The organism is Microbacterium sp. KSW4-4 (genome assembly GCF_023091185.1).
In the GTDB taxonomy this organism is placed as follows: Bacteria; Actinomycetota; Actinomycetes; order Actinomycetales; family Microbacteriaceae; genus Microbacterium; species Microbacterium paraoxydans.
In genome coordinates this window covers 1,078,970-1,104,199 of record NZ_JAHWXJ010000002.1, presented here as the reverse complement: position 1 = coordinate 1,104,199, position 25,230 = coordinate 1,078,970, and the positions used below count along the sequence as shown (strand labels likewise).

The 25,230-nt window shown below is 71.3% G+C and carries 26 protein-coding genes and 1 tRNA gene; 7 read left to right on the top strand and 20 right to left on the bottom strand.

The features are described 5' to 3' along the window. Window positions 1-81: 81 nt before the first annotated feature. From KZC57_RS14845 to KZC57_RS14835, 3 genes are all read right to left on the bottom strand, one after another. Window positions 82-1,464: a PhoH family protein gene (locus tag KZC57_RS14845; protein WP_060922688.1), complete on the bottom strand. Its 1,383-nt coding sequence runs from the start codon at window positions 1,462-1,464 to the stop codon at window positions 82-84. 158 nt (window positions 1,465-1,622) lie between these two features. Further along, window positions 1,623-2,753, bottom strand: coding sequence for an aminotransferase class V-fold PLP-dependent enzyme (locus KZC57_RS14840; RefSeq protein ID WP_247642088.1), 1,131 nt, complete (start codon window positions 2,751-2,753; stop codon window positions 1,623-1,625). Between the two features lie 34 nt (window positions 2,754-2,787). After that, a complete protein-coding gene (locus KZC57_RS14835; RefSeq protein WP_060922686.1) occupies window positions 2,788-3,567 on the bottom strand; it encodes an isoprenyl transferase in 780 nt (259 codons plus the stop codon). A gap of 96 nt (window positions 3,568-3,663) precedes the next feature. Between KZC57_RS14835 and KZC57_RS14830 the strand changes: the two genes are divergently transcribed. Continuing rightward, window positions 3,664-4,395 carry a hemolysin III family protein gene (locus tag KZC57_RS14830; protein ID WP_247642087.1) on the top strand — a complete coding sequence of 244 codons (732 nt, stop codon included), beginning with the start codon at window positions 3,664-3,666 and terminating at the stop codon, window positions 4,393-4,395. A gap of 7 nt (window positions 4,396-4,402) precedes the next feature. Here KZC57_RS14830 and KZC57_RS14825 read toward each other — a convergent pair whose 3' ends face one another. Continuing rightward, window positions 4,403-4,690, bottom strand: coding sequence for a hypothetical protein (locus KZC57_RS14825; RefSeq protein WP_234024222.1), 288 nt, complete (start codon window positions 4,688-4,690; stop codon window positions 4,403-4,405). A gap of 68 nt (window positions 4,691-4,758) precedes the next feature. Between KZC57_RS14825 and KZC57_RS14820 the strand changes: the two genes are divergently transcribed. Together KZC57_RS14820 and greA are read left to right on the top strand one after the other, a co-directional pair. Continuing rightward, a complete protein-coding gene (locus tag KZC57_RS14820; RefSeq protein ID WP_060922683.1) occupies window positions 4,759-5,145 on the top strand; it encodes a DUF4307 domain-containing protein in 387 nt (128 codons plus the stop codon). A gap of 97 nt (window positions 5,146-5,242) precedes the next feature. Continuing rightward, complete coding sequence (gene greA, locus KZC57_RS14815) at window positions 5,243-5,734, top strand: transcription elongation factor GreA (protein WP_025103938.1); 492 nt, start codon at window positions 5,243-5,245, stop codon at window positions 5,732-5,734. 63 nt (window positions 5,735-5,797) lie between these two features. Here greA and ilvA read toward each other — a convergent pair whose 3' ends face one another. Together ilvA and KZC57_RS14805 are read right to left on the bottom strand one after the other, a co-directional pair. Next, entirely contained in the window at window positions 5,798-7,027 is a 1,230-nt protein-coding gene (gene ilvA, locus KZC57_RS14810) for a threonine ammonia-lyase (RefSeq protein ID WP_025103937.1), read from the bottom strand. Beyond that, complete coding sequence (locus KZC57_RS14805; RefSeq protein WP_025103936.1) at window positions 7,024-8,220, bottom strand: AI-2E family transporter; 1,197 nt, start codon at window positions 8,218-8,220, stop codon at window positions 7,024-7,026. Before KZC57_RS14805 ends, ilvA begins: the two co-directional genes overlap by 4 nt. An 85-nt stretch (window positions 8,221-8,305) precedes the next feature. On the opposite strand from KZC57_RS14805, the gene KZC57_RS14800 reads away from it, so the two are divergent. Both KZC57_RS14800 and KZC57_RS14795 read left to right on the top strand, forming a co-directional pair. Beyond that, window positions 8,306-9,565, top strand: coding sequence for a winged helix-turn-helix domain-containing protein (locus KZC57_RS14800; RefSeq protein ID WP_247642086.1), 1,260 nt, complete (start codon window positions 8,306-8,308; stop codon window positions 9,563-9,565). Then, a complete protein-coding gene (locus tag KZC57_RS14795; RefSeq protein WP_247642085.1) occupies window positions 9,562-10,461 on the top strand; it encodes a hypothetical protein in 900 nt (299 codons plus the stop codon). The genes KZC57_RS14800 and KZC57_RS14795 overlap by 4 nt, the downstream gene beginning before the upstream one ends. Before the next feature lie 9 nt (window positions 10,462-10,470). Here KZC57_RS14795 and KZC57_RS14790 read toward each other — a convergent pair whose 3' ends face one another. The 3 genes from KZC57_RS14790 to KZC57_RS14780 form a co-directional block, all read right to left on the bottom strand. Then, window positions 10,471-11,037, bottom strand: a complete 567-nt coding sequence (locus tag KZC57_RS14790; protein WP_060923320.1) for a LemA family protein — start codon at window positions 11,035-11,037, stop codon at window positions 10,471-10,473. A gap of 87 nt (window positions 11,038-11,124) precedes the next feature. Then, a complete protein-coding gene (locus KZC57_RS14785; protein ID WP_247642084.1) occupies window positions 11,125-12,438 on the bottom strand; it encodes a D-arabinono-1,4-lactone oxidase in 1,314 nt (437 codons plus the stop codon). Then, complete coding sequence (locus KZC57_RS14780; protein WP_247642083.1) at window positions 12,435-13,679, bottom strand: alanine racemase; 1,245 nt, start codon at window positions 13,677-13,679, stop codon at window positions 12,435-12,437. Before KZC57_RS14780 ends, KZC57_RS14785 begins: the two co-directional genes overlap by 4 nt. Window positions 13,680-13,744: 65 nt before the next feature. On the opposite strand from KZC57_RS14780, the gene KZC57_RS14775 reads away from it, so the two are divergent. Further along, a tRNA-Leu gene (locus KZC57_RS14775) sits at window positions 13,745-13,817 on the top strand. 4 nt (window positions 13,818-13,821) lie between these two features. Here the strand turns inward: KZC57_RS14775 and KZC57_RS14770 are convergent. The 11 genes from KZC57_RS14770 to KZC57_RS14720 form a co-directional block, all read right to left on the bottom strand. Continuing rightward, window positions 13,822-14,694: a cation-transporting ATPase gene (locus tag KZC57_RS14770; protein WP_105949473.1), complete on the bottom strand. Its 873-nt coding sequence runs from the start codon at window positions 14,692-14,694 to the stop codon at window positions 13,822-13,824. Between the two features lie 197 nt (window positions 14,695-14,891). Then, window positions 14,892-15,965: a hypothetical protein gene (locus KZC57_RS14765; protein ID WP_247642082.1), complete on the bottom strand. Its 1,074-nt coding sequence runs from the start codon at window positions 15,963-15,965 to the stop codon at window positions 14,892-14,894. Between the two features lie 164 nt (window positions 15,966-16,129). Continuing rightward, entirely contained in the window at window positions 16,130-17,656 is a 1,527-nt protein-coding gene (locus KZC57_RS14760) for an NAD(P)/FAD-dependent oxidoreductase (RefSeq protein ID WP_144880812.1), read from the bottom strand. A gap of 25 nt (window positions 17,657-17,681) precedes the next feature. Beyond that, window positions 17,682-19,001, bottom strand: a complete 1,320-nt coding sequence (locus KZC57_RS14755) for a S8 family serine peptidase (RefSeq protein WP_060921984.1) — start codon at window positions 18,999-19,001, stop codon at window positions 17,682-17,684. Next, window positions 18,998-19,540, bottom strand: coding sequence for a DUF501 domain-containing protein (locus tag KZC57_RS14750; protein ID WP_247642081.1), 543 nt, complete (start codon window positions 19,538-19,540; stop codon window positions 18,998-19,000). Before KZC57_RS14750 ends, KZC57_RS14755 begins: the two co-directional genes overlap by 4 nt. Window positions 19,541-19,587: 47 nt before the next feature. Next, window positions 19,588-20,124 (bottom strand): septum formation initiator family protein, encoded by a 537-nt coding sequence (locus KZC57_RS14745; RefSeq protein ID WP_231919591.1) that lies wholly within the window; start codon window positions 20,122-20,124, stop codon window positions 19,588-19,590. 77 nt (window positions 20,125-20,201) lie between these two features. Beyond that, window positions 20,202-21,482 (bottom strand): phosphopyruvate hydratase, encoded by a 1,281-nt coding sequence (eno, locus tag KZC57_RS14740; protein WP_062633535.1) that lies wholly within the window; start codon window positions 21,480-21,482, stop codon window positions 20,202-20,204. A gap of 87 nt (window positions 21,483-21,569) precedes the next feature. After that, a complete protein-coding gene (locus KZC57_RS14735; RefSeq protein ID WP_144880811.1) occupies window positions 21,570-22,229 on the bottom strand; it encodes an O-methyltransferase in 660 nt (219 codons plus the stop codon). A 4-nt stretch (window positions 22,230-22,233) separates the two neighbouring features. Then, window positions 22,234-23,202: a CPBP family intramembrane glutamic endopeptidase gene (locus KZC57_RS14730; protein ID WP_247642080.1), complete on the bottom strand. Its 969-nt coding sequence runs from the start codon at window positions 23,200-23,202 to the stop codon at window positions 22,234-22,236. After that, window positions 23,199-24,254, bottom strand: a complete 1,056-nt coding sequence (locus KZC57_RS14725) for a DUF1648 domain-containing protein (RefSeq protein WP_247642079.1) — start codon at window positions 24,252-24,254, stop codon at window positions 23,199-23,201. The genes KZC57_RS14730 and KZC57_RS14725 overlap by 4 nt, the downstream gene beginning before the upstream one ends. Beyond that, window positions 24,241-24,648 carry a GntR family transcriptional regulator gene (locus tag KZC57_RS14720; RefSeq protein ID WP_060921977.1) on the bottom strand — a complete coding sequence of 136 codons (408 nt, stop codon included), beginning with the start codon at window positions 24,646-24,648 and terminating at the stop codon, window positions 24,241-24,243. The genes KZC57_RS14725 and KZC57_RS14720 overlap by 14 nt, the downstream gene beginning before the upstream one ends. A gap of 99 nt (window positions 24,649-24,747) precedes the next feature. On the opposite strand from KZC57_RS14720, the gene KZC57_RS14715 reads away from it, so the two are divergent. Further along, the gene (locus KZC57_RS14715) at window positions 24,748-25,218 is read left to right on the top strand and encodes a PaaI family thioesterase (RefSeq protein ID WP_105949465.1); all 471 of its coding nucleotides are present in this window, start codon (window positions 24,748-24,750) and stop codon (window positions 25,216-25,218) included. Window positions 25,219-25,230: the final 12 nt, after the last annotated feature.

Sequence of the window (25,230 nt, the reverse complement as noted above, 5' to 3'; positions counted from 1 at the left end):
CCACGCCTGACACGGATGCCGCGGGGGCTTCGGCCCTCGCGGCATCCGTCGTCTCCGGCTCCGGATCGTGCCGGTGACGGGTCAGCTGAGTTCGCCACCCTCCAGGAGGTCGGTGACGAGGGCGGCGATGGCGGAGCGCTCCGAGCGGGTCAGGGTGACGTGACCGAAGAGGCCGTGTCCCTTGAGGGTCTCGATGACGCTCGCGATGCCGTCGTGCCTGCCGACGCGGAGGTTGTCGCGCTGCCCGACGTCGTGGGTGAGGATCACGCGGGAGTTCTGGCCCATCCGGCTGAGCACCGTGAGCAGCACGTTCCGCTCCAGGGACTGCGCCTCGTCCACGATCACGAAGGCGTCGTGCAGGGACCGTCCGCGGATGTGGGTTAGGGGCATCACCTCCAGGAGCCCGCGCTCGACCACCTCGTCGATGACATTCCCCGAGACCACGGAGCCGAGCGTGTCGTACACCGCCTGACCCCAGGGGTTCATCTTCTCGCCCTGGTCGCCCGGGAGGTAGCCGAGCTCCTGGCCGCCCACGGCGAACAGCGGACGGAAGACGATGATCTTCTTCTGCTGCTGGCGCTCCAGCACGGCCTCCAGCCCCGCGCACAGCGCGAGCGCCGACTTGCCGGTACCCGCGCGCCCGCCCAGGGACACGATGCCCACCTCCGGGTCGAGGAGCAGGTCGATCGCGATGCGCTGCTCGGCGGAGCGTCCGTGCATGCCGAAGATATCCCGGTCACCGCGGACGAGCCGGAACTCGCCGTCACCGGTGACCCGACCCAGTGCGGACCCGCGCTCGGAGTGGATGATCAGGCCGGTGTTGACGGGAAGCCCGTGCACATCCTCGCTGAGCCCGACCTCGCTCTCGTAGAGGTCGCTGATGTCGTCACCGGAGAGATCGACAGTGGCGATGCCGGTCCAGCCCGAGTCCACGGCCTGCTCCGCAAGGTACTCCTCGGCACGCAGCCCGAGGGACGCCGCCTTCACCCGCATCGGCAGGTCCTTCGACACGATGGTCACGGCCTGGCCGTCCTGCGCGAGGTGCATCGCGACGGAGAGGATGCGGCTGTCGTTGTCGCTGAGCCGGATACCGGCCGGGAGCACCGAGAGGTCGGCGTTGCCGAGCTCGACGCGGAGAGTGCCCCCCTCGCCGACCTCCACCGGGAAGTCGAGTCGGCCGTGCTCGACGCGCAGATCGTCGAGGTGCCGCAGCGCCTGGCGGGCGAAGTACCCGATCTCAGGGTCGTGCCGTTTGCCCTCGAGTTCGGTGATGACGACGACCGGGAGCACCACCGAATGCTCCGCGAACCGGAAGAGCGCCTGCGGATCGCTCAGCAGGACCGAGGTGTCGAGGACGTAGGTGCGCAGATCCTGATCCGGTTCTGCGGCCGCGGCCTGACTCGGCGTCTGACGGGTGGACTGCTGCGCGGTGCTGGTGGACTGCTGCGCTGTACGTGTGGTCACGACCCACTCCCGACCCGGGGATTCCCGGCTATTCGAACGAGTCGACCAGGGGGTCACGAGTCGCGAACCTGAGGCCGACCCGACCGGGCGCCTTGCCCGATGCCTTGAAGGTACGGCCGCCCGAGGGTTTTCCACGGACTCGACACGCCAGCGATTCGTTACGGGACGATGAACGATTCCCTGCCGAACGCCCCGAGCGCCTCGTCGAGCAGGCCGAGGGTCTCGGCGTCGGTTCCGGCGTGCGGCGCGATGCGGATGGATCCGCCCCGAGCGGTGACGACGAGTCCGGCATTGGCGAGAGCCGCGGCGAGCCGCGCCGGTTCCTCCGGTGCGAGTGCGACGATCCCGGCGCGTTCGGTGCGCTCGCGTGGGGAGACGACGGCGATCCCGTGGTGGTCGGCCGTGGCGATCACCGCGTCCACATGCGCGGCCACCCGCTCCTCGATCGCCGCGACCCCGGCGTCCCTGACGTCCCGAGCGCCGATCGCGAGCCGGCCGGCGGCGAGCGTGTCCGGCATGCTGATCGTGTAGGCCCTCGCGTCCGGTGCCGGGGCGGGCAGCTCGTCGACGACCAGCCCGCTCGCCGCCGTCCCGGTGATGCCGGAGAGCACCGGCGCGATGCGCTCCCGTGCGTACGGCGAGAACCATGCGAACCCGGTGCCCCGGCCCGCGCGCAGCCATTTGTAGCCATGTCCGACGACGACGTCGGCGACGCTGTAGTCCGCGTCGACCACGCCGACGGACTGCACGGCATCGACGATGAGGAGGCGGTCGGGGCCGAGGACGTCCCGCAGCGCGGCGAGGTCGGCCCGATAGCCGGTGCGGAAGTCGACGTGGCTGACGGCGAGCGCCACGACATCGTCGTCGAGGACGGCAGCGACGGCGTCGGGGGTGACCCGTCCGTCGTCGGGCGTGATCCAGCGAGGCGTGACCGCGTGCTGTGACGCGGCCGCGGCGCGCTCCAGGGTGAGGCTCACGCTCGGGAACTCCGCCGTGCTCGCGACGACCGTGCCGGTGACCCCGTAGAGCGCCTGCATGAGGCCGTGGGTCGACGACGGTTGCAACGTGACGTCCGCGGCATCGGCTCCGAGGAGCTCGGCGACGACCTCCTGCGCCTGCCCGATCCGCTCCCCCACGAGCGCCAGCGACGACGGCCGGCCATTCCCGAGGAGGTCCGCGTCCGCGAAGACCTCGGCCCGGACGGAGGGCGACACGGGACCGAAAGCCGCCCAGTTCAGATAGCCTGGCTCCGCGTCGAAGGTGCCGAGGTAGTCGTCGAAAGTGCTCACTGCGTCATTGTGACACGCGCCCGCGCCCCTCGGATCAGCGTCCGAAGCGGCGGTCGCGGTCGGCGTAGTCGCGGATCGCACGGAGGAAGTCGACCTGACGGAGGTCCGGCCCCAGCGCCTCGACGAAGTAGAACTCGCTGTGCGCGCTCTGCCACAGCAGGAAGTCGCTGAGCCGCTGCTCGCCGCTCGTGCGGATCACGAGGTCGGGATCCGGCTGGCCGCCCGTGTAGAGGTGCTCCCCGATCATCTCCGGAGTGAGCTGCGCCGCGAGGTCCTCCAGCGTGCCGCCGGACGCCTCGTGTGCGGTGATGATGCTGCGCACCGCGTCCACGATCTCGTTCCGTCCGCCGTACCCGACCGCGAGGTTCACGTGCAGACCCGTGTGGTCCTTCGTGCGCTCCTCCGCATCGGCGAGCACACGCGCCAGCTCCGCCGGGAGGATGTCGGAGCGGCCGACGTGTTTGACCCGCCAGTTCCCCTTCTGCGACAGCGCCTCGGCGAGCTCCGCGATGATCTCGATGAGGTCGGCGAGCTCGGCCGAGTCCCGTTTGCGGAGGTTGTCGCTGGAGAGGAGGTAGAGCGAGACCACACGCACTCCGAGTTCGTCGCACCAGCCGAGGAACTCCTGCATCTTGGCGGCGCCTGCACGGTGCCCTTCGGCCGGGGTGTCGAACCCGAGCTGCCGCGCCCACCGGCGGTTGCCGTCGATCATCATGGCGACGTGGTGCGGAACGGAGGCCGGATCGAGGTGGCGACGCAGCCGGCTGGTGTACAGCCGGTACAGCGGTCCCCGCCCCGGGCTCTCGCGTGACATCACCCACCTACGCTACCCTGCCCCGCCCTTCCGCGCCGGTGCAGAACCTGGGGACATGTACGGGGACGGGCATGCGCTCCCGCTTAGAGTGAGCACGTGAGCACTTCCGACCAGACCGGCGCCGACCTCCCGAAGCTGCCGCTGCTCGAAGCGGCGGCCGTCGACGCGGCGGCCGAGATCAAACCGACCTGGCGCGGGTGGATCCACGCCGGCACGTTCCCCGCCGCGATCGCCGCGGGCATCGTCCTCATCGCCGTGTCCCAGGGGGCGGCGGCGAAGTGGGCGGCGGCGGTCTTCATGGCCACCTCGCTGCTGCTGTTCGGCAACTCCGCCGTGTACCACCGCTTCAACTGGCGGCCCCGGGTGAAGGGCATCCTCAAGCGGATCGACCACGCCAACATCCTGCTGCTCATCGCCGGCACGTACACCCCGCTCGCGACCCTGGCGCTGCCGCCGGAGAAGGGCGTGCTGTTGCTGACCCTGGTCTGGAGCGGTGCCCTGGTCGGCATCCTCTTCCGGGTGTTCTGGATCCACGCGCCGCGCTGGCTCTACGTCGCGCTGTATCTGCTGCTCGGCTGGGCCGCGGTGATGTACATCGTCGACCTGCTCAACGCCAACGTCGCCATGATGGTGCTCGTGATCGTCGGCGGTCTGCTCTACACGGGCGGCGCCATCGTCTACGCACTGAAGAAGCCGAACCCCTGGCCGGGCCACTTCGGCTTCCACGAGATCTTCCACGTGTGCACGGTCCTCGCCTTCCTGTGCCACTGGACCGCGTGCCTGCTGATCGCCCTGCACCCGCTGTCGCCGTCGCTCGGCGCGCCCTGAGCGGGGGTCAGCGCTCGCGCGGCTCCTCGTCGGGCGCTTCCGGTGCGCCCGGTGCGGTGCGGCCGTCGTCCGCGGCGTTCTCGGCGGCGCGGGCGGCCTCCTCCGCATCGAGCTCCTCGCGGACCTCTTCCCGGTACCGCACGCGGCGGATCCGGCGGTTCATGTCCCAGATCAGCAGGATCACGGCGACGAGCACGATGACGATCACCGCGAAGCCGGCGAAGCCCGGCGTGACCGACTCCGGAGCCACCGTCATCGACGGTGTCGGCATCGGGGTCTCGGAGAGGAAGCGCATGAATCGGCCTTTCGTACGCAGGTCGCATAACCTGGTATCACCAGCCTAACGACCGGAAGACCCCACCTGTGACGACCGCCCTCCAGCTCGACGAACGCTATGGCCGCACCCGCCGCCGTCGGTGGCCATGGTTCCTCGCCGGGGCCGTCGCGCTCCTCCTCCTCGCCGCCCTCGCGTGGTCCATCGTGGGCCAGTCGCTGAGCGCGGTCGACGCCGATGACCTGGGCTTCGAGCTCGTGGACGAACACGCCGTCGACGTGCGCTTCCAGGTGACCGGCGTCCAGGGCAAGGACGTCGTGTGCGTGCTCGAGGCCCTCGACGAGGAGTTCGGCGTCGTAGGCTGGAAGATCGTGGAGATCCCGGCGGGAGATGCGCATGCGCTCACCCGGGCGGAGCGCATCCCGACCGTCGCGGAGGCCACGACAGGTTTGGTGAACACCTGCTGGGTCGCCTAGACTGATGCCAGACAGACGACGCCCCGGCACCGTGCCGGGGCGTCTTGGCATATCCCCCGCGGTATCTCGGCGGGATCCCGATAGAAGGAGCTTCGTCATGTCCACCGATGCTCAGGTCCCCTTCCTCACGCAGGAAGCCTACGACCGGCTCGTCGCCGAGCTGGAACACCTCTCCACCGTCGGTCGCGACGAGATCGCCAAGCGCATCGAGGCGGCCCGCGAGGAGGGCGACCTCAAGGAGAACGGCGGCTACCACGCGGCGAAGGACGAGCAGGGGAAGCAGGAGGCGCGCATCCGCACCCTGGAGGCGCTGCTGAAGACCGCCAAGGTCGGCGAGGCCCCTGCCAGCCGGGGCATCGTCGAGCCGGGCACCGTCGTGACCGCGATCGTCGCGGGCGGCGAGGAGGTCTTCCTCCTCGGCAGCCGTGAGATCGCCGCCGCCGGCAGCGACCTCGACGTCTACAGCGAGGCCAGCCCGCTGGGCCAGGCGATCCTGGGCCTCAAGGTCGGCGAGTCCTCGTCGTACGAGGCACCCAACGGCCGCTCGATCAGCGTCGAGATCGTGAAGGTGGAGACCTACACGGGCTGACGCCCGCCACCACGAGACACCCCCTCGACCGCCACGGTCGAGGGGGTGTCTCGCGTCCGGGGGTCAGTCCTGGACGACGATGGGTGCGAAGCCGGCGCGACGGAGAGTGTCGAGCGTGTGGGCCGAGTGGTCCGCGCCGCGGGTCTCGACGCTGAGCTCGAGGATGACCTCGCTGATCTGCAGTCCGTGGCCGTGACGCGTGTGCATCGCCTCGATGACGTTCGCTCCCGCCTCCGCGATGAGCTCGGACACGCGGGCGAGCTGGCCGGGACGGTCGGGAAGCGGGATGCGGATCGTCAGGTACCGGCCGGAGGCGGCGAGGCCGTGCGACACCACGCGCTGCAGCAGGAGAGGGTCGATGTTGCCGCCCGACAGCACGGCCATCGTCGTGCCGGTCGCCGACACACGTCCGGAGAGGATCGCGGCGACGCCCGCCGCACCGGCGGGCTCCACGACGACCTTGGCCTGCTCCAGGAGGACGAGCATGGCGCGCGCGAGGTCGTCGTCCGAGACGGTCACCACCTCGTCGACGAGGTCCTTGATGATCTCGAACGGCACAGCTCCCGGGCGCGCGACGAGGATGCCGTCGGCGATGGTGGGGCGCGTGACGATGTCGACCGGCTCCCCGGCCGCGAGCGACGGCGGCACCGCGGCCGCGTTCTCCGCCTGGACGCCGATCACGCGGATCGTCCGTCCGAGCTCGGCGGCCTTGGCCTTGACCGCGGCGGCGACCCCGGCGATCAGTCCTCCGCCGCCGATGCCGAGGACGACGGTGTCGATCTCGGGCGCATCCTCCAGCAGCTCCAGACCGAGGGTGCCCTGCCCGATCACGATGTCGCGGTGGTCGAACGGGTGGATGAGCACGGCGCCGGTGCGCTCCGCGAACTCGGCGGCCAGGCGCAGCGACGTGGCGACCGTCTCCCCCTCGAGCACCACCTCGGCCCCGTAGCCGCGGGTGGCGAGGAGCTTCGGCACGGGGACCCCGAGCGGCATGAAGATCGTCGCGGGGATGCCGAGCGCCTGGGCGGCCAGAGCGACGCCCTGCGCGTGGTTCCCGGCCGAGGCCGCCACGACGCCACGGGAGCGCTCCTCCGCGCTGAGCCGGGAGAGCCGGTACGCCGCGCCGCGGATCTTGAAGGAGCCCGTGCGCTGCAGGTTCTCCATCTTCAGCAGCACCGGGGCACCGAGCGCGTCGGACAGCGCCCGGGAGGGCAGCGTCGGGGTGTGCGAGATCACCTCAGCCAGACTTCGAGCCGCGTCCTGGAACTCGGTCAGGCTGGGGACTGCGCTCATCGATTCCTCCGTCTCCGCTCGCGCGGAACTGTGCTCCAGATCAGGTCTCCGCTCGGCCCGACGCCGGTGCGCCAGGATCCCGAGCTGATGGTCACCGCCGCCACGTTCACGAACGCGGCCAGCGGGACGGCGAACAGGGCACCCGGGATGCCCGCGATCATCGCGCCGCCCGCGACCACGAGGACGACGGCGAGGGGGTGCACCTTGACGGCGGAGCCCATCATGATCGGCTGCAGGATGTGGCCCTCGATCTGCTGGACGGCGAGGACGACGACGAGCATCCAGAGGGCGATCCACGGCCCGTTGTAGACGAGCGCGAGGAAGACGGCCACGGCACCGGTCACGACCGCACCGACGATGGGGATGAACGAGCCGAGGAACACGAGGACCGCGACGGGCAGCGCGAGCGGCACCTGGAGCAGGAACGCGCCGAGGCCGATGCCGATCGCGTCGATCGTCGCCACGAACAACTGCGTCCTGGCGTAGTTGACGATCGTCGTCCAGCCGTTGCGCGCGGCGCCGTCGACGGCGGGACGGGCCTTCCGGGGGAAGATCCGCAGCGTCCAGCGCCAGATGCCGGCGCCGTCGGCGAGGAGGCAGATGAGGATGAACAGCGACAGCAGCGCGCCGGTGGCGACGTGCCCGACGGTCGTCCCGATCGCGAGGGCCCCCGTCCAGAGGACCTGCGCCTGCTCGCTGATGAAGTCGAGGCCCTGCTGTAGGTAGTTCGCGATCTGCGTGTCCGACAGGTTCAGCGGACCGTCGTGCAGCCACACCTGGAACTGGTCGAAGGCCTCGGTCGTGCGCTGCTGCACGTCCGGGAGCTGGGCGCGCACCTGCCAGACCACGAGCCACATCAGCCCCGTGACGATGGCGATCGTGCCGATGAGGGAGACAGCGATCGCGAGCCAGCGCGGGAATCCGTGACGCAGCATCCAGGAGAACGCCGGCCACAGCAGGGCGGTGATCAGGATGCCCACCATCAGCGGGATGACGAGGAGCTTGAGCAGCATCACCAGCCAGATGAAGACGCCGGCCGCCGCGGCGATGAGCAGCAGGCGCCAGGCGTAGCTGGCCGTGATGCGCAGGGGCAGCGGCACCGCCTCGTCGGCTTCGGTGGTCACGGTCCGATCGGTCACCACGGGGCGCGGACGGAACAGATCGCGCAGCCGGGGTCGCTGGTCCTCGCTCATCGCCTCAGTCTACGGTCATGCCGTATGCCGTTCGACGCATCCTGCACGCCAGGACGATGTCGGAGAGCGGGGATACGCTGGCGGCGTGACCGACACCCTCAGTCCTGCCCAGGCACGACGGATCGCCCTCGCCGCGCAGGGCTTCACCCGCGCGCGCCCGGCCACCGTCTCCGGTCGCCATCTGCACCGGGTGATGGACCGGCTCGGCGTGCTGCAGATCGACTCGGTCAACGTGTTCGCCCGGTCGCACTACGTCCCGCTGTTCTCCCGGCTCGGCGCCTACGATCCCGCACTCCTCGACCGCCTCTTCCTGTCGCGCACGACCCACTATGTGGAGTACCTCGCTCACGAGGCGACCTTCATCCCCGTCGAGGACTGGCCCCTGTGGCGGTTCCGCATGGACGACTTCCGGCGGCGCTGGTCCGCGGAGGACTCCTGGCTCCGCGCGAATGCCCGGACGGTGCAGTGGGTGCAGGACGAGCTCCGTGCGCGGGGACCGCTCCGTCCGGTCGATCTCCGTGCCGACGCCCCGCGCGAGCGCGGCACCTGGTGGGACTGGGACGAGGTCAAGCTCGCCCTCGAGCACCTGTGGCGCACGGGCGACGTCGCTGTGAGCGGACGCCGGGGGTTCGAGCGCACCTACGCCCTCGCCGAGCAGGTCATCCCCGAGCGCATCCGGTCCCGCCAGATCCCGCGCGAGGACGCCGTCCGCGAGCTCGTCCGACGCGCCGCGCGGTCCAGCGGCGTCGGGACGGCGGCCGACCTGGCCGACTATTACCGCCTCCGCGACCGTGCCGCCGTGACCGGGGCGATCGCCGAGCTCGTCGACGCCGGCGAAGTGCAACCCGTGACCGTCCGCGGCTGGGAACGCGGCGGCCGGCCCCTGCCCGCCTGGCGGCATCGCGACGCGGTTCTTCCGCGCCGGGTCGAGACCGCCGCCCTGTTGACCCCGTTCGATCCCGTGGTGTGGTTCCGGGAACGTGCGCTGCGGGCGTTCGAGCTCGATTACCGTATCGAGATCTACGTGCCGGCGGCGAAGCGCCGGTACGGCTACTACTCGCTGCCCGTCCTCGTCGGCGACCGGATCGTGGCACGGGTCGACCTCAAGGCCGACCGCGGCACGTCCACGCTGCAGGTGCAGTCGGCATGGTGGGAGCCGCAGGCGCGTCCCGGTGACGCCGAGGCTATCGCGGCGGAGCTCCTGCGCGCCGCGCAGTGGCAGGGTCTCGAACAGGTGTCGGTCTCCGGATGGGGCGATGCGACCGCGGCCGTCCACACCGCACTCGCCTCCACCGCCCCGGACACGGTGCGTCGTCATGTCCACGTCCGGGAGGGCGTCGCGTGAGCCGTCGTCGCTGGTGGCTCGTGGGCGGTGTCATCGTAGCCGTCGCTGTCGCGGGGGCGGTGTGGTGCGGGCTGTCCGCGCTCCGCTCGCCCACGGCGGAGGAAGCAGCGCTGGCCTATCTCCACGCACTGGAGTCGGGCGATCCCGAGGCGGTCGCGGCGACCGGGACCGCGGTGTCCGACGCCGCCCTCACCGCGTTCGCCGGCGCGTCGTCGACCATCCAGGATGCCGAGGTCACCGACGTCCGCGAGGGAGACGGTGGCGCGTCCGCGACGGTGCGCTTCCGGCTCGACGGGGACGAGCACGAGGCGGACCTCCGGCTGATGCCGGGCAGCGGCGGCTGGGCCGTCGATGGCTCCGGCCTCGGAGCCCTCCGCACCACGACCACGATCGGGACGGCTGTGCAGGTCGGCGGTGCAGTCCTCCCGGTGGACGAAGACTCCGCGCTGCTCCCCGGCGTGTACCCCGTGACGGCCGCGCCTCAGACCCTGCTGACCGGCACGACCGATGCCGTCGTGCTCCCCGGGGATGACGCCACCGCGGGCGTGACCGCCGAGCTCCGGCCGGAGGCGACGGAGGCCGCGCAGACCCAGCTCGAGGCCTACCTGAAGACCTGCACCGCCGACGGCACCGCGGTCCCCGACGACTGCGGCATCCGGATCCCGTGGGGGACGGAGTTCCGAGAGATCTCCGACATCGCGTTCCGTGTCGAACGGTTCCCTGCGGTGGTGCTCACTCCGACCGCGTTCGCCGCGGACGACGGCATCCTCGAGGCGACCGTGACCGGCACCGGCCAGGACGGCGACGCGCGCCCGGTCACCTACCGCAGCACCGCGTGGAGCGTGCGCGGTGGCGTGGACATCACCGCAGACGAACTCGCCCTCACCGTGTGGTGAGGGCGAGGATCAGAACTGCACGCGCGGAGGCTCGGAGATGGCGCCGCTGTCGGCGACCTCGAAGAACTCGCGCTCGGTGAAGCCGAGCCCCTTGGCGAAGAGGTTGTTGGGGAACACCTTGATCTTGGTGTTGAGCTCGCGGACGCCGCCGTTGTAGAAGCGCCGCGCGGCCTGGATCTTGTCCTCGGTGTCGACGACGGCCTGCTGAAGCTGGAGGAAGTTCTGGCTGGCCTGCAGCTGCGGGTAGGCCTCGGCCACCGCGAAGAGGCTGCGCAGGGCCTGCTGCAGGTGCCCCTCGGCGATCCCCGCCTCGCCGGGACTGCCGGCGGAGAGGGTCTCGGCGCGGGCGCGGGTGACGTTCTCGAACACCGCCTTCTCGTGCGAGGCGTAGCCCTTGACCGTCTCGATGAGATTCGGGATGAGGTCGGCCCGGCGCTTGAGCTGGACGGTGATGCCGCTCCAGGCTTCGTCCACACGGACGTTCAGCTGCACCAGCGAGTTGTACGTCGCCCAGAGATACACGCCGACGAGCAGGATCACCCCGACGACGATCAGTACCGGCACGAGCCATTCCATCAGTGCCCCACCCTTTCCCGTATTTCTCTCATCCTAGACGCGGTGCCTGCACGTGGACTGGGGACGAGAGTCTCCGGCCCCACTCGATCAGCGCCCGAGCACGCGTTCCAGGTGACGGTTCGAGAATCGGCGGTCCGGATCGAGGCGGTCGCGCAGCGCCACGAAGTCCTCGAAGCGCGGATACCGCTCCCGCAGCGTCTCGTGCGTGAGCGTGTGCAGCTTCCCCCAATGCGGGCGACCGCCGTGCGCGCTCATGATCTCCTCCACCGCGCCGAAGTAGGCGGTCGGGTCCGCCCGCCAGTACCGGTGGACCGCGATGTAGGCGGTCTCGCGACCGTACGCGGTCGAGAGCCAGCGGTCGTCGGCCGCCGCGAACCGCACCTCCACCGGGAACTCGATCCGCCAGCCGCGCTGGTCGATGAGGTCCTGGAGAGCGCGGAACGCGGGCACGACGTCCGCCGCCGGGAGCGCGTACTCCATCTCACGGAATCGCACCGTCCTGCTCTGGGTGAGCACGCGGTTCGACAGGTCGGTGTACTCGCGGTCCCCGGTGAGTCGTACCGCGAGCCGGTTGAACGGAGGCGTGATCGCCGGAACAGCCTGTCCCGCCGCACAGACGACGCGATACACACCGTTCGCGAGCAGCGTCTCGTCCACCCATCGGCCCACGGGAGGAAGGGGCCGGCGTCGCGTCGACTCCGGCAGACGCGTTTGGCGCTTGGTCAGCGCGACGTCGGTGTGCGGGAACCAGTAGAACTCGAAGTGATCGGCCGCGGCGACGCGCTCATCGATCGTGGAGAGGACCTCCTCCATCGGCACGGGTTCGTCGATCGCATGCATCACGAACGTCGGCACGCACTGCAACGTCACCTCGACGATGATGCCGAGCGCTCCCAGCCCCACGGCGACCGCGGGCAGCAGCTCGGGGCTGTGGGCTTCGTCGATGCGGAGGAACTCGCCGTCCGCGGCGATCAGAGTCACGCCGACCACCTGCGTGGCGAGCCCGCCGAAGCCCGCGCCGGTCCCATGGGTGCCCGTGGAGATCGCCCCGGCGATGGACTGCCGGTCGATGTCGCCGAGGTTCTCCATCGCGAGTCCGTAGCGCGCCAGCAGCCCGGGGATGCGGTGCAGCCGGGTGCCGGCGAGGAGCGTGACGCGCCCGCTCGCAGCGTCCGCGGATACGAGTCCCTGCAGGTCGTCGAGCTCCAGGAGGACACCGGGAGCGACGGCGATCCCGGTGAAGCTGTGACCGGCGCCGACCGCTTTGACCGTGAGTCCCTGTCGCACCGCTGCCCGCACGGCACGTTGCACGCCCTCAGGACTGCGCGGCCGCTCGACTCGGACCGGGCGCACCGACGCTGACCGGCCCCAGTTCTGCCAGGTGCCGCCGATTCTCGTCACAGGAACGCCTTCCCCTCGCCGCGGTACGTCGGCAGCTCGTCGATGACCTCGTCGCCGGACACGAGATGGTAGGCGGCGATGCGCTCGGCCGGTTCGCCGCTCTTCGCATGACGGAACCAGACGCGATCGCCGACGCCGAGCGTCGCGGCGCTCGGTCCTTGCAGCGGCGTCTGCACCTCCCCTGCCGCCTCCCGCGGAAGCGTGCGGAGGTTCGCCGGCCATACCGGGCGCGGCTGTCGCGAGGCGACCGCGGGCCCGGAGGCGATCCAGCCGCCGCCCAGCACCGTGGCGATGTCGGCCGCAGGACGGCGCACGACGTCGAAGGCGAAAGCCGCAGCCGGCGCCGGGTGGAAGGATCGGTAGCCGTCGAACAGGTGCCCTCCGAGCAGGCCGCTGCCCGCGCTGGCCTCGGTGAGGGACTCGTCGCTGCCGCTGAACTCGAGGGAGCCGGTACCCCCGCCGTTGAGGAACTCGAGGGACGTCACCGCACCGACCGCGGCGACGATCTGCGCCCGCCGCTCCCGCAGCTCGTCGCGCGAGCGGGCCTGAACGCGGCGGATCAGCGGCCCATCGGGGCCGGCGTCACCCTGTCCGGCGATCTGGGCGTCATACATCTGCAATCCCACGAGGCGGAAGCCGGGGCGTGCCACGACCTTCCGCGCGAACGCCGCGACCTCGCCTGCGGAGAAGAGAGCCGACCGACGGACGCCGATGTGCCCGAGCAGCGGCGATCGCCAGGACGCGTCGACGTCGATCGCCACCCGGAGCTCCGGGCGGGCCGAGGGGGCCACCACGCTGTCGACGACGTCGAGGTGCACGGGGTCGTCGATCATGAGGGTGATGCGCCGAGCGGCCTCTTCGTCGGCGCAGAGCCGTTCGAGGGCGGCCCGGTCCACGGTCGGATAGCCCAGCACGATGTCGTCGTGCGTCTCGGCGAGCCAGAGGGCTTCCTCGAGCGTGAAGGCGAGGATGCCGCGGAATCCGGGGAGGCGCAGCACGGCATCGAGGACGGCACGCACCCGCACCGATTTCGACGCCACCCGGATCGGCAGACCGCCGGCACGGACGAGCAGATCCATGGCGTTGTAGCGCAGCGCCTCCCGATCGATGACGGCGACCGGGGCCGGAAGATGCCCGGTCGCGGCCGACAAGCGCGGCCAGTAGCGGCCCGGGTCCTCCCATTCGGGGGCGACCACAGGGCCACCCGGGACGGGGCTCAGTTCGTCGGTGAGGTCGAGCACTCCCCCACCCTACGGCCTGAGCCCCGCCCGGGTCACGACCCCGCCGACGATAGGCTGGCGGCGCGGCCCCCGTAGCCCAATGGCAGAGGCAGGCGACTTAAAATCGCTTCAGTCTGGGTTCGAGTCCCAGCGGGGGCACCCGTCAGCGGCCGAGGATGTCGCCGATCCCCGGGATGCCGAGATCGCCGAGCCGCTCTCCCCAGCCGGTCGCCGTCTCGCCGAGTCCCGAGACGGCCTCGCCGGCCGAGCCGAGCATCTCGTCGGCGCCACCGGCCAGCGCATCGACGTCGACGCCGGAGGCGAGGGCGTCGATGTCGATGCCCTGCGCCCATGCGTCGAAGTCCACCCCGAGGCCTGCAGCCTGTTCCAGGAGGGGTGCCGCCACGGTGCTCAGGACGGCCCCGCCGGCCACCACACCCAGCAGGCCGACCGCCGCACCGCCGGCGGCGACCGCGGCCCCACCCGCGCCGGCGCCCCGGACCCGGGAGAGGAGGCCGCGCAGACGGCCCGGCTGCATCGCCTCGGCGCGGCCCGCCGCGCGGGCGAGGTCGTCCGCGGAGGAGGAGCGCGGTCGCTCTTCGGCGGGGAGCTCGGCTCGCATGCGGGCCTCGACCTGCTCCCGCTGCGACGGCGTGAGACGGGCGAAGGCCTCGCGATGGATCTGCTCGACGCGGTGCGGGTCCGCCGTCTGCAGGAGGTAGTCGTACCGGGCGATGGCCGCACGGTCCGCCGCGGAGGTGTCCGGCCGACCACCGGAACCGGGGGCAGGCGGCGGCGCGTACGAGGTCGACGGTCGCCCCGCGGCAGGGCCGCCGGCCGACGACGAGGCGGGAGACGGGGTGTTCGGGCGCGGCCCCTCGGCACCGGGGCCACGGACGGCATCCACGGCGCCACGGATCATCCCGCTCCAATCCGTCGAGGAACGGGAGCCCTCCCCGCCCCTCGCGGCGGGGCTCGCACCCTTCGCATCGAGGGCGTCGGTGGCGAGGCGGATCAGGCGGGAGAGTTTCGACATGGGGGTCCGTTCGTGGGACGGGCCGCCGTTCTCCGCGACGTCGGTCGACGCAAGGTTCCGGGCAGCCCGCGATGCGGGCGCCAAGGTCTCCTCCACCCTCGCGGGCCAGCGGGCCGGGGCACGATGACATGCCCGTCATGACGACGTCGCTGCAGACGGGAGTACTCCCCTTGCCCTCCACACGCTAGTGAGGCGGCCTATGGATCGGCTCCATGCTCCGGCCGGGGCGATCCGCGGAGGATGGCGGTCATCTCCTCGTACAGCGCCTCGAACGTCTCCCGGAGCTCCGCCGCACCGTCCGGACGACGCGCTGCCGGAACGGCCTCCGCCAGCGTCCCGAGCGCGAGGGTCGCCGCCGATTCCCGGGCTACGGCCGCGCCGAACCCCTCGGACGGCCGCCCCCACGTCGCTGCGAGGAGGAGCTGGTCGCGCAGCACTCCCGCCACGCCGAGGAGTACAGCCGCCGCCCGGAGGTGGCTGCGAGCGACCTCCGTACCCAGAAGCCGTTCGTGCATCATCTGCGCGAATCGGCGGGCGTGCGGAGTCGGCACGTCACGGCGCGGACGAAGTCGCCGGCCGTCCGACGTACCCGGCACAGCCTCGTACGACAACGGCTGCCCGTCTCGCAGATGCACCACAGGGATCAGCGGTGGCGCCTGGAGCGTGTCCCGTCGCCACCACTCCGCGGGGGCGACCTCGGCGGGCAGGAAGGCGGTGGCCGGAGCGTGCGCCCCCGGCCCGTCGCGTTGCACGAGATCGGCTGTGCTCGCGAGCAGGGCGAGTCCTCGCTCCTCCGCGAACCGCTGGAGCAGCACGCCCTCAGGAGTGTCGTCGCCCGCCGGGACGGAACGGGCGAACTCCGCCGCCTCGGGAATCGGCAGCACCACGGCGATCGACGTCGGATCGGGTCCGGGCGGCAGGAGCCACGGATAGCCGGCGAAAGCCGCCAGCCGGAGGGCGTGCGAGGCATAGCCGTCTCCGGGGGTGAAGAACCGCAGGGCGGCCCTGGGCCGTCCTCCCACGGCTTCGTGCACCTGCGCGACGAGACGCGGGTGCGGGCGTACTGCGGCGTCCAGGACCATGTGGTGGGTCGCCCGTCGGGTCCACGGCTGCCACGCCTCGGCGAAGGCTCCGGCATCCGCCCCCGTTCGGCAGATGCGGACGAAAGCACCGTCGAGTTGTTCCGCGAGCTGCTCTGCGCGCCTCTCCTGGCCCGAAGCCGCCCGGATCGACACACTGACCGTCGGCGGCTCTCCCCCCTGCGCGCTCACCGGACCTCCTCCCAGCGTCGTCCGGGGTTGCGTGGTAGACGCCCCTCCCGAGCACTCTGCGAGCGTACAATGTGAGATGTTACGTCGCCAACTCGCGCTACGGCCGGGAACGGAGAAGGCCCCGGCGCTCGTGCGCTCGGGGCCCTCCTCTCAGAACCGTGCGGTCACTTCACCGCGGCGGTCTCCACCGAATCATCCGCCGGCGCGGCCGGAGCCTTCTTGGCGGCCGGCTTCTTGGCCGCCGGCTTCTTGGCCGCCGGCTTCTTGATCTCCGCCGGCGTCTCCGCCGCAGGCGCAGCAGCCGGCTTCTCGGCGGCCGGCGCCTTCGCGGCCGGAGCGGCCGACGCGGGGGCCGCGTCCGCAGGTGCCGCGGGACGCGGGCGAGCGGCGAACTCCTCGAAGACGTACCGCGGGTTCTGCACCGTCTGCAGGTTCACGAGGTCGCGGCCCAGCCACAGGTTGTTCCACCAGCCCCAGAGCACGCGCCACTTGCGCTCCCACGTCGGCATGGCGAGACCGTGGTAGCCACGGTGCGCGAGCCAGGCGATGAAGCCCTTCAGCGCGATCTTGCCGGACTGGAAGACACCGTTGTACAGGCCGAGACCTGCGACAGCGCCGAGGTTCTTGTGGAAGTACTCCTTGGGGTCCTCGCCGCGGAGCACGGCGACGACGTTCTTGGCCAGGAGCTTCGCCTGGCGCACGGCGTGCTGTGCGTTCGGGACGCAGAAGCCGCCGACGCCGCCGCCCGAGAGGTCGGGAACGGCCGAGACGTCACCCGCGGCCCAGGCACCCTCGACGAAGGCCTCGGGCGTGCCGACGCGAAGGTCCGCGCGGGTCTGGATGCGACCGCGCTCCTCCACCGGCAGATCACCGCCGCGCACGACGGTCGGGTTGGCCATGACACCGGCGGTCCACACGATGACGTCCGTCGGGATGACCTCGCCGGTGGAGAGCTCGACGTTGCCGTCGACGGCACCCGTGACCTGGGTGTCGAGGTGGACGTTGGCCCCGCGCTTGGCGAGGTCCTTCAGCACCCACTCGCTCGTCTTCAACGAGACCTCGGGCATGATCCGCCCCATGGCCTCGATGAGGTGGAAGTGGGTGTCCTCGAAGGACAGCTGCGGGTACTTGCTCACCAGCGAGGACGCGAGGGAGCGGAGCTCCGCGAAGACCTCGATGCCGGCGAAGCCGCCGCCGACGACGACGACGGTCAGCAGGCGGTCGCGCTCGGGACCGGCGGGGAGGGAGGCAGCCTTGTCGAAGTTCGACATGACCTTGTCACGGATGGCGACGGCCTCTTCGATCGTCTTGAGCCCGATGGCGTTGTCGGCGATGCCGGGGATCGGGAACGTGCGCGAGACGGCGCCCGCGGTGACGACGATCTGGTCGTACGCGAACTCGTACGGCTCGCCGACGGGCGGCGTGATGGTGGCGACCTTCTGCGCGTGGTTGATGTTGGTCACCTTGGCGGTGAGCACGTGGGTGCGCTTGAGGTGACGGCGGTGCGCGACCACCGAGTGACGGGCCTCGATGGAGCCCGCGGCGACCTCGGGGAGGAACGGCTGGTACGTCATGTACGGCAGCGGGTCGACCATGGTCACGTCGGCCTCGCCCTTGCGCAGATGCTTCTCGAGCTTCCACGCGGTGTAGAAACCTGCGTACCCTCCGCCGACGATCAGGATCTTGGGCACAGTGCTGTTCTGAGGCACAGAAGAACTACTCCTCGGAGTCGGGATTGTGGCGTACGGGAACGCGCGCCGATCGGATGCGCCGGGCAGCTGCGGTGACGCCAAGCGCTACCAGGATACCAGGGACGGTGAGGGCGATGAGCGGCAGGGTACCGTAGCGCAGGGAATCGGCGCTGGGAAGCAGCGGTGAACCGGCCTCGGTCGGGGCGTCCGCGTCCGGCAGCGGCGGGATCTCCACCGGGCCGAGAGACGGTTCCGGCGTGGGCACGCTGTCTGCACGACGGAACAGCCGCACCCATTCCGCCAGATCTCCCATCGGGTTCTCGCTCACGGAGGGGATGTTCGCCGAGATCGCCGCGTCCGCGTCCACGAGCCCGAAGCCGTAGAGCGGGTCTCGCGGCTTCTGTGCGTCGGCCACCGGCATGGCCGTCTTGATGATGCGGTTGATGACGTCGTTCGCCGAGATGTCGGGATGCGCCGAGCGGATCAGCGCCGCGACACCTGCCACGATCGGAGCCGCACCGCTGGTTCCGCTCCACGAGACGACCTCGCCGTCCGCCGACACCCCGAGCAGCCCCTCGCTCGGCGCCGAGATCCCGATGGTGATGCCCTGCGTCGATGCCTCGATGCTGGCCGTGCCGGTCTGGTCGACACCGCCGACCGTGAGCACGCCGGGGATCGTGGCGGGCGCTCCGATGATGTTCGTGCCGCTCCCCCGGTTGCCAGCGGCGACGACCACGACGACATCGTGCTCGAAGGCGTACAGGAACGCGTCATCCCAGCTCTCATCCCAGTCGAGGGTGTTCGTCGTGAACGACAGGTTGATGATGTCGGCACCGTGATCGACCGCCCATCGGATGCCCTTGGCCACCTGCTCGGTGAACGGCACGGCTGCCGCGGCGCCGAAGCCCACCGAGACCGACAGCAGGTCGGCCTCCGGCGCGACGCCGATCATGCCCGTGCCGTCAGCCTTGCCGCGCCCCGCCGCGAGGGAAGCCACCCAGGATCCGTGGTTGCCGTCCACCGCGCCCAGCGGCGTGCGGCCGTCCGGGGTGCCGGCACCGGAGACGTCGGTCCCGCCGACCACCGCGTCCCCGAAGACCTCCGGGACTTTGCCGATACCGGTGTCGATGACGGCGATGGTGACGCCTTCTCCGCGCGTCGTCTGCCATGCGTCCCTGATCCCTGCACCGTCCAGCCAGTACTCCGCCGCACGGACCGGGTCCGCGGGGTCGTCGGCGACCGGCGGCGGCGTCGGGGTCGGGGTCGCAGTCGACCCGAGGAGCAGGACGGATGCCGCCACCGCCACGAGGGCGACGGCGCCGCGTAGCATCCGTCGCCGCGTCATGCCGAGCGTGCCGGATCGTCGCGGAGGGCGGCTCCGGGCTCCTCGCAGCGGCAGACCTCGGGCGACCAGGAGCTGCGAGCGAGAGCTGCGTCACCGATCGGGTTCACGCCGGCACCCGCCGCCAGGGCGTGCCCGGCGAGGGCGTGCAGGCACTTCACTCGCGTCGGCATGCCCCCGGCGGAGATGCCGTCGATCTCGGGCACCTCGCCGAACTGCGCACGGTCCGTGAGGTACGCCTCGTGGGCGGACCGATACGCGGCGGCCACGGCCTCGTCCTCCGCGAGCAGCGCCGCGAGCTCGGGCATGACCTGGTTCGCTTCGAGCGTCGACATCGCCGCGGTCGCCGCCGGATGCGTGAGGTAGTAGAACGTGGGGAACGGCGTCCCGTCCGGCAGCCGCGGAGTGGTGGCCACCACCGTGGGGTTGCCACAGCGGCAGCGCGCCGCGATGCCGACGACGCCGCGTGCGGGTCGTCCGAGCTGGGTCGACACGACGGCGAGCTCGGCGGAAGTGGGCGCGGGGAACGGCGGGTTGGTCACCCCACCAGCGTAGGGGAGCCGTCCGGGAGGATGCTCGGAACGAGCGTTCAGCCGGGGGCGGCGGCCGTGTCGCTCAAGCCCGCGGAGACGAGGGTGCGCAGCAGCTGCGGCATCCAGTCGGCGGGCTTCTCCTCGAGGGTGTCGCTCACCGGCTCCTGCTCGCGCGGGAGCGTGGACGGATCGAGGTCGTTGTCGATGAGGTACACGACCTCGCCGGGCTTCACGTAGTAGAGGCGCTCACGGGCCTGCGTGGTGATGTACGCAGGGTCTTCCCACCGCTCACGCTCCGCGGTCAGCGCCGCGATCTCGTCCTCGCTCACCTGCACCGACTGCTCCAGCGCGGCGATCTTCTGCCGCTGGTCGATGAAGGTGCCGAGCGTGGGCACGAGCACCCAGGCTCCCAGCACGACGAGGGAGAGCATGATCACCGAGAAGGCGGAGAGACGGATGCCCGATGCCCACTCGCGCACGTCCACGCGAGGGGCGGCCGTCGCGCCACCCCGGGGCTGCCGCGATGTCGAGGCGGCCCGGCGCGGCGCGGCAGCTCCGGGAGACGGCGAAGGAGGAGCCGGTCGTCGTGTCACGGCTCCTCCTTCGTCTCTGTCGCCATCCGGGCGGCGCGGTCATGCCGCGGATGCGGCGTCGTTGCTGTCGCGGGCGCTCAGCCCTGGTAGCGCGGGAAGGCGGAACGGCCGGCGAAGACCGCGGCGTCGCCCAGCTCCTCCTCGATGCGCAGCAGCTGGTTGTACTTCGCGACGCGCTCGCTGCGCGCCGGGGCACCCGCCTTGATCTGGCCGGCATTCGTGGCGACCACGAGGTCGGCGATCGTCGTGTCCTCGGTCTCACCCGAACGGTGCGAGAGCATCGCCGTGTAGCCCGAGCGCTGCGCAAGGCTGACCGCGTCGAACGTCTCGGTGAGCGTGCCGATCTGGTTGACCTTCACCAGGAGCGAGTTGGCGACGCCGCGCGTGATGCCGTCGGCGAGACGCTGCGGGTTGGTGACGAACAGGTCGTCACCGACGAGCTGGACCTTCGACCCAAGGGCCTCGGTGAGGTGCTTCCAGTTGTCCCAGTCGTCCTCGGCGAGCGCGTCCTCGATCGTGACGATCGGGAAGTCGTTGACGAGCCCGACGTAGTACTCGGTGAGCGCCTCGGCGTCCCAGTCCTTGTTGTCGAGGCGGTAGACGCCGTCGTTGAAGAACTCGGTGGCGGCGACGTCGAGGCCGAGGGCGATGTCGGTGCCGGGCGTGAAGCCGGCCTTCTCGATCGCCTTCACCAGGAAGTCGAGGCCTTCGCGGTTGCTGGGCAGGTCAGGGGCGAAGCCGCCCTCGTCGCCGAGGCCGGTCGCGTAGCCCGCGGCCTTCAGCTCGGCGCGCAGCACGTGGTAGGTCTCCACGCCCCAGCGCAGCGACTCCGAGTAGGTCTCCGCGCCGATCGGCGCGAGGAAGAACTCCTGCATGTCGATGCCGTTGTCGGCGTGCTCTCCGCCGTTGATGACGTTGAACAGCGGCACGGGCAGCACATGCGCGTTCGGACCGCCGAGGTAGCGGAACAGCGGCAGGTCGGCGGAGTCCGCGGCGGCCTTCGCGACCGCGAGGCTCACGCCGAGGATGGCGTTGGCGCCGACGCGCTTCTTGTTGTCCGTGCCGTCGACCTCGATGAGGATCTCGTCGACGATGCGCTGCTCGCTCGCCTCCACGCCCTCGATGGCCGGGCCGAGCTCGTCGATGACCGCCTCGACGGCCTTGAGCACGCCCTTGCCGCCGTAGCGGCTCTTGTCGCCGTCCCGCAGCTCGTACGCCTCGAAGGCGCCGGTCGATGCACCGGAGGGGACGGCGGCGCGCTGCACGATGCCGTCGTCGAGGAGCACCTCCACCTCGACGGTCGGGTTTCCGCGCGAGTCGAGAATCTCGCGTGCGCCTACAGCCTCGATCAGTGCCACTGATGTGCTCCTTGCTCAGGATGGAAGGGTGTGTGGAGCGTCGTCGATCCGCGCCCAGTCTATCCCCGGCGGGGCGGGGCGCCGGAGTCAGACGACGAGGGCGAGCGCGATGCCATCCCATCCCTTGATCCCGACCGTCTGCAACGCCGTGGCGTCGAAGCGCGGGTCCTCCCCCAGCATCCGCAGCCCCTCGCGCGTGCCGTTCACCTTGGGGTCGGTCGAGTCGTCGCGGACGATCTCGCCGTCGCGGCCGATGTTGTCGAGCACGACCACGGTGCCCGGGTGACCGAGCTTCGCGGCCCAGTCCAGGTACACGGTGTTCGACTCCTTGTCGGCGTCGATGAAGACGAGGTCGAAGCCGCCGACGAGGGTCGGAAGCACATCGGCTCCTCGTCCGACGCGGATGTCGACCCGGTCCCCCATCCCGGCGGCATCGATGCTCGCGCGGGCGACGGCGGCGTTGTCGGCCTCCGCCTCGATTGTCATCACCTGCCCGTCGGGACCGACGGCGCGGGCCATCCAGATCGTCGAGTAGCCGCCGAGGGTCCCGATCTCCAGCACGCGGCGCGCGCCGCTCATCCGTACGAGGAGGTTCAGCAGCTTCCCCGCGACCGGGGCGACCTCGATCTCAGGCAGCCCCGCCGCCCGCTGCGCTTCGAGCGCGTGCTCCAAAGCCGGATCCGTGCCCACGAGCATGTCGGCGAGGAAGGTGTCGGCGCGGGCCCAGGCGGCGGGAGTGGATTCCATGTGCTCAGCCAACCCCCGGCGCCGGCCGGCCGTCAAGCGTCGGCGGGGTGGGCGGGGTGCGCGGCGCGGCGAGCTCCGGCTGTCGGCGGAACTGCCCCGTGAGCACGAGGACGAGGGCCACGACGGCGGCGACGATCCAGCCCGCGACACCGAGCGGTCCGGCGAGGGCGAGGTCGGGCTGCACCGCGGCGACGATCACGACCAGGCCCGCGGCGGCGTTCAGGGCCCCGTGCGCGATGACTGCCGGCCACAGCGAGCCGGAGCGCAGCCGCAGCCAGCCGAACAGCACGCCCCACGCCACGCAGCCGCCGATCATGAACAGCACGCCGGTGACATCCGTCCGGCCGAAGTTGTAGCCGAGGAGGATGACGGGGCTGTGCCACAGTCCCCAGATCGCCCCGCTGAGCAGGAGCGCCGGCCAGGTGCCGAGCGGGCGCAGCGCCGGGAGCAGCCAGCCGCGCCAGCCGAGCTCCTCGCCGAAGGCGAGCACGCTGTTCACCAGCGCCCCGACCGGGATCGCGGCGAGCTGTGCGAACACGACCACGCCGACCGGCGGCACCGGCGTCCCCGGGGGAAGCGCCTGGGCGAGCTGATCCGCGAAGGCCGAGAAGGTGAGGTCGAGACGCACCCACCCGAAAGCGGCCGCGAGGAGGACGCCGAGGGCGACGAGCACCGGCGGCACGAGCCAGGCCGCGACCAGCAGCCCGACGACGCGCTTCGCGGGCCGCAGCGGCCACAGCCCGAGGAAGCGCGCCCGGCCGCCCTTCTCCGGTACGCCCGTGGTGAGCATGACGACGAGCACCGCGGCCGCGGGCGTGAACATCATCACGGGGAGGAGCGCTCCCGCGAAGGGTTCGGCGAGGCCGTCACCGAGCCAGAGGGGCAGGCAGACGAGAGCCGCGAGCCCGCAGGCCGTGAGGGTGAAGATGAGAACCGCGCGCCAGGGCACGCGGGTCGGCGTCAGAGCGCTCATCGTGCCGTCCTCTCCGTTCCTCCGGAGGGCGCAGGCCCCGCGGATCGGTCCACGTAGGCCTGCAGGAGTGCGGCCGCCTCCTCCGCCCCGTCGATCGTGATGACGAACGGTCCGTGGTCGCGGCGATGCACCTCGATCGCCGGCCCCTGGCGCATCACGATCCCGCTGCGGCCGTCCGGAGCGAGACGCCACCCCCAGCCGCCGAACTCGCCGAAGGGCGAGATGCGCACGGCCCTGGCCGACGCGATCTCCGCCACCGGGATGGTCTTCCGAGGCCACCCGATCACGGCACGCGCGTCGATGCCGGCCGGCGTGACGCGCACCCGGAACGACGCGGTCGCCGCCAGCGCGAACCCGACGACGAGGGCGACCAGACCCGAGACCCAGGCCAGCGGGGTGCCCGTGATGAGCATCGCCACGGCGAGCGCCACGAGCCCGAGCAGCACGAGCAGGAGGAAGACGAGGGCGCCGGTGGGCATCGTCGTAGTGCCCACCCAGACGACCCGCTCGCCGTCGCCGACCCGCACGTCGTGGCGCGGCTCGAGAGCGGCACCGGGCACCGCCTGCACGCGCGGCTGCACGAACCACGCCAGCGCGCCCACGCCGAGGAGAGCCGCGAAGGCCAGTGCCATCACCCCCGCGATGCCCGGGACGTCACCGGAGGGCGGGAGGTCGCGCTGGATCGCGAGGGAACCCAGGCAGATCACGCCCGCGAACGCCGACATGCCGGCCGCGGTCGCTCCGAGGAGACGGGCGGTCGCGCCCCAGTGCGCCCCGACGGCGACCAGCGTCGTGACGGCCAGGAGCACCGGGATGCCGAGACCGACGCCGAGGAGCACCCAGAGGTACGTGGCGGCCGGACCGAACCCGTCCGCCCCGTCGACGCCCCAGTGGATCGCGACGTCGGTGGGGAACGACGGCAGCCAGGCCGTGAGCACGAGAGCGGAGATCGCGACGATGAGCACCGGGAGGACGAGCGCCACGAGGACGAAGGCCCGTCGTGCGCGGCGCAGGGTGGCTGGAGGGGTGCGGGTGGGGTCAGGCGTCGTCATGGGAGGCCTCCTGGGGGGTCGCGGCGGGGGTGGGAGGTTCGGCTTCCGCGCGGTGCGTGCGGACGATGCCGGCGAGGGTCTCGGCGGAGACACCCAAGGCCGCGGCCCGCCGGATCAGCCCATCGATCTCGTGCGCGAGCTCGGCGAGCGGCGCGGCGGAGGCGGCGATCACGGCGCCCCTCCCCCGCCGGAGGTCGACCAGGCCCTCGTCGCGGAGGCGCTGGTAGGCGTGCAGGACGGTGTGCTGATTGATATCGAGCGCGGCGGCCACGTCGCGGGCGGCCGGCAGACGATCGCCGGGCGCGAGAGCACCGGAGAGGATGTCGGCACGCACCGAGGCGGCCACCTGGTCGTAGAGCGCGTGCGGACTGTCGACATCGACGCGGATGAGCATGGCACCCCCCTTCTCTAGTTATTCTAGGTGAACTAGAACAACTGTGCCAACCCTCCAGTCGTCTTCGTCGCCGCCGGGCGCATCCTCCACACTGACCTCATGCGCATCACGCCCCGCCGCCTCGCCCTCGGCATGAGCCTCTGGATCCCCAACCTGTGCAGCGGCATCCGCGTCCGCCGGTTCAGCGACGACTGGACCCACGCGACCGTGGAGCTGCACGTGAACCTCCTCACCCGCAACTACGTCAAGACGGCGTTCGGCGGATCGATGTCGGCGATGACCGACCCGTACTTCTTCATGCTCGTCATGCATCAGCTCGGGCGGGACTACGTCGTGTGGGACACCCGTGGCGAGATCGAGTTCCTCAAGCCGGGGCGCGGGGTGCTGACCGCGGAGTTCGAGGTGACGCGGGAGAAGGCGGAGGAGCTGCGGCAGCGCGCCCACGGCGGCGCGAAGGTGCTCGAGTGGTTCGAGACGGTCATCACCGATCGCGACGGAGACGTCGTGGCGAAGGTGCGCCGCGAGGTCTACATCCGCGAGAAGAAGCGCGTCACCGCGTCCCGCGGCTGACACGTCACCGGC

Bases quoted from the DNA above. Each gene is read 5' to 3' on its own strand.
- KZC57_RS14790 (WP_060923320.1), bottom strand. From the start codon at position 11,037: ATGGAATGGCTCGTGCCGGTACTGATCGTCGTCGGGGTGATCCTGCTC.
- KZC57_RS14805 (WP_025103936.1), bottom strand. From the start codon at position 8,220: ATGAGCGAGGACCAGCGACCCCGGCTGCGCGATCTGTTCCGTCCGCGC.
- ilvA (WP_025103937.1), bottom strand. From the start codon at position 7,027: ATGAGCGCAGTCCCCAGCCTGACCGAGTTCCAGGACGCGGCTCGAAGT.
- KZC57_RS14770 (WP_105949473.1), bottom strand. From the start codon at position 14,694: ATGTCGAAACTCTCCCGCCTGATCCGCCTCGCCACCGACGCCCTCGAT.
- KZC57_RS14715 (WP_105949465.1), top strand. From the start codon at position 24,748: ATGCGCATCACGCCCCGCCGCCTCGCCCTCGGCATGAGCCTCTGGATC.
- KZC57_RS14755 (WP_060921984.1), bottom strand. From the start codon at position 19,001: ATGACGCGGCGACGGATGCTACGCGGCGCCGTCGCCCTCGTGGCGGTG.
- KZC57_RS14835 (WP_060922686.1), bottom strand. From the start codon at position 3,567: ATGTCACGCGAGAGCCCGGGGCGGGGACCGCTGTACCGGCTGTACACC.
- greA (WP_025103938.1), top strand. From the start codon at position 5,243: ATGTCCACCGATGCTCAGGTCCCCTTCCTCACGCAGGAAGCCTACGAC.
- KZC57_RS14825 (WP_234024222.1), bottom strand. From the start codon at position 4,690: ATGCGCTTCCTCTCCGAGACCCCGATGCCGACACCGTCGATGACGGTG.
- KZC57_RS14725 (WP_247642079.1), bottom strand. From the start codon at position 24,254: ATGACGACGCCTGACCCCACCCGCACCCCTCCAGCCACCCTGCGCCGC.
- KZC57_RS14720 (WP_060921977.1), bottom strand. From the start codon at position 24,648: ATGCTCATCCGCGTCGATGTCGACAGTCCGCACGCGCTCTACGACCAG.
- KZC57_RS14735 (WP_144880811.1), bottom strand. From the start codon at position 22,229: ATGGAATCCACTCCCGCCGCCTGGGCCCGCGCCGACACCTTCCTCGCC.
- KZC57_RS14730 (WP_247642080.1), bottom strand. From the start codon at position 23,202: ATGAGCGCTCTGACGCCGACCCGCGTGCCCTGGCGCGCGGTTCTCATC.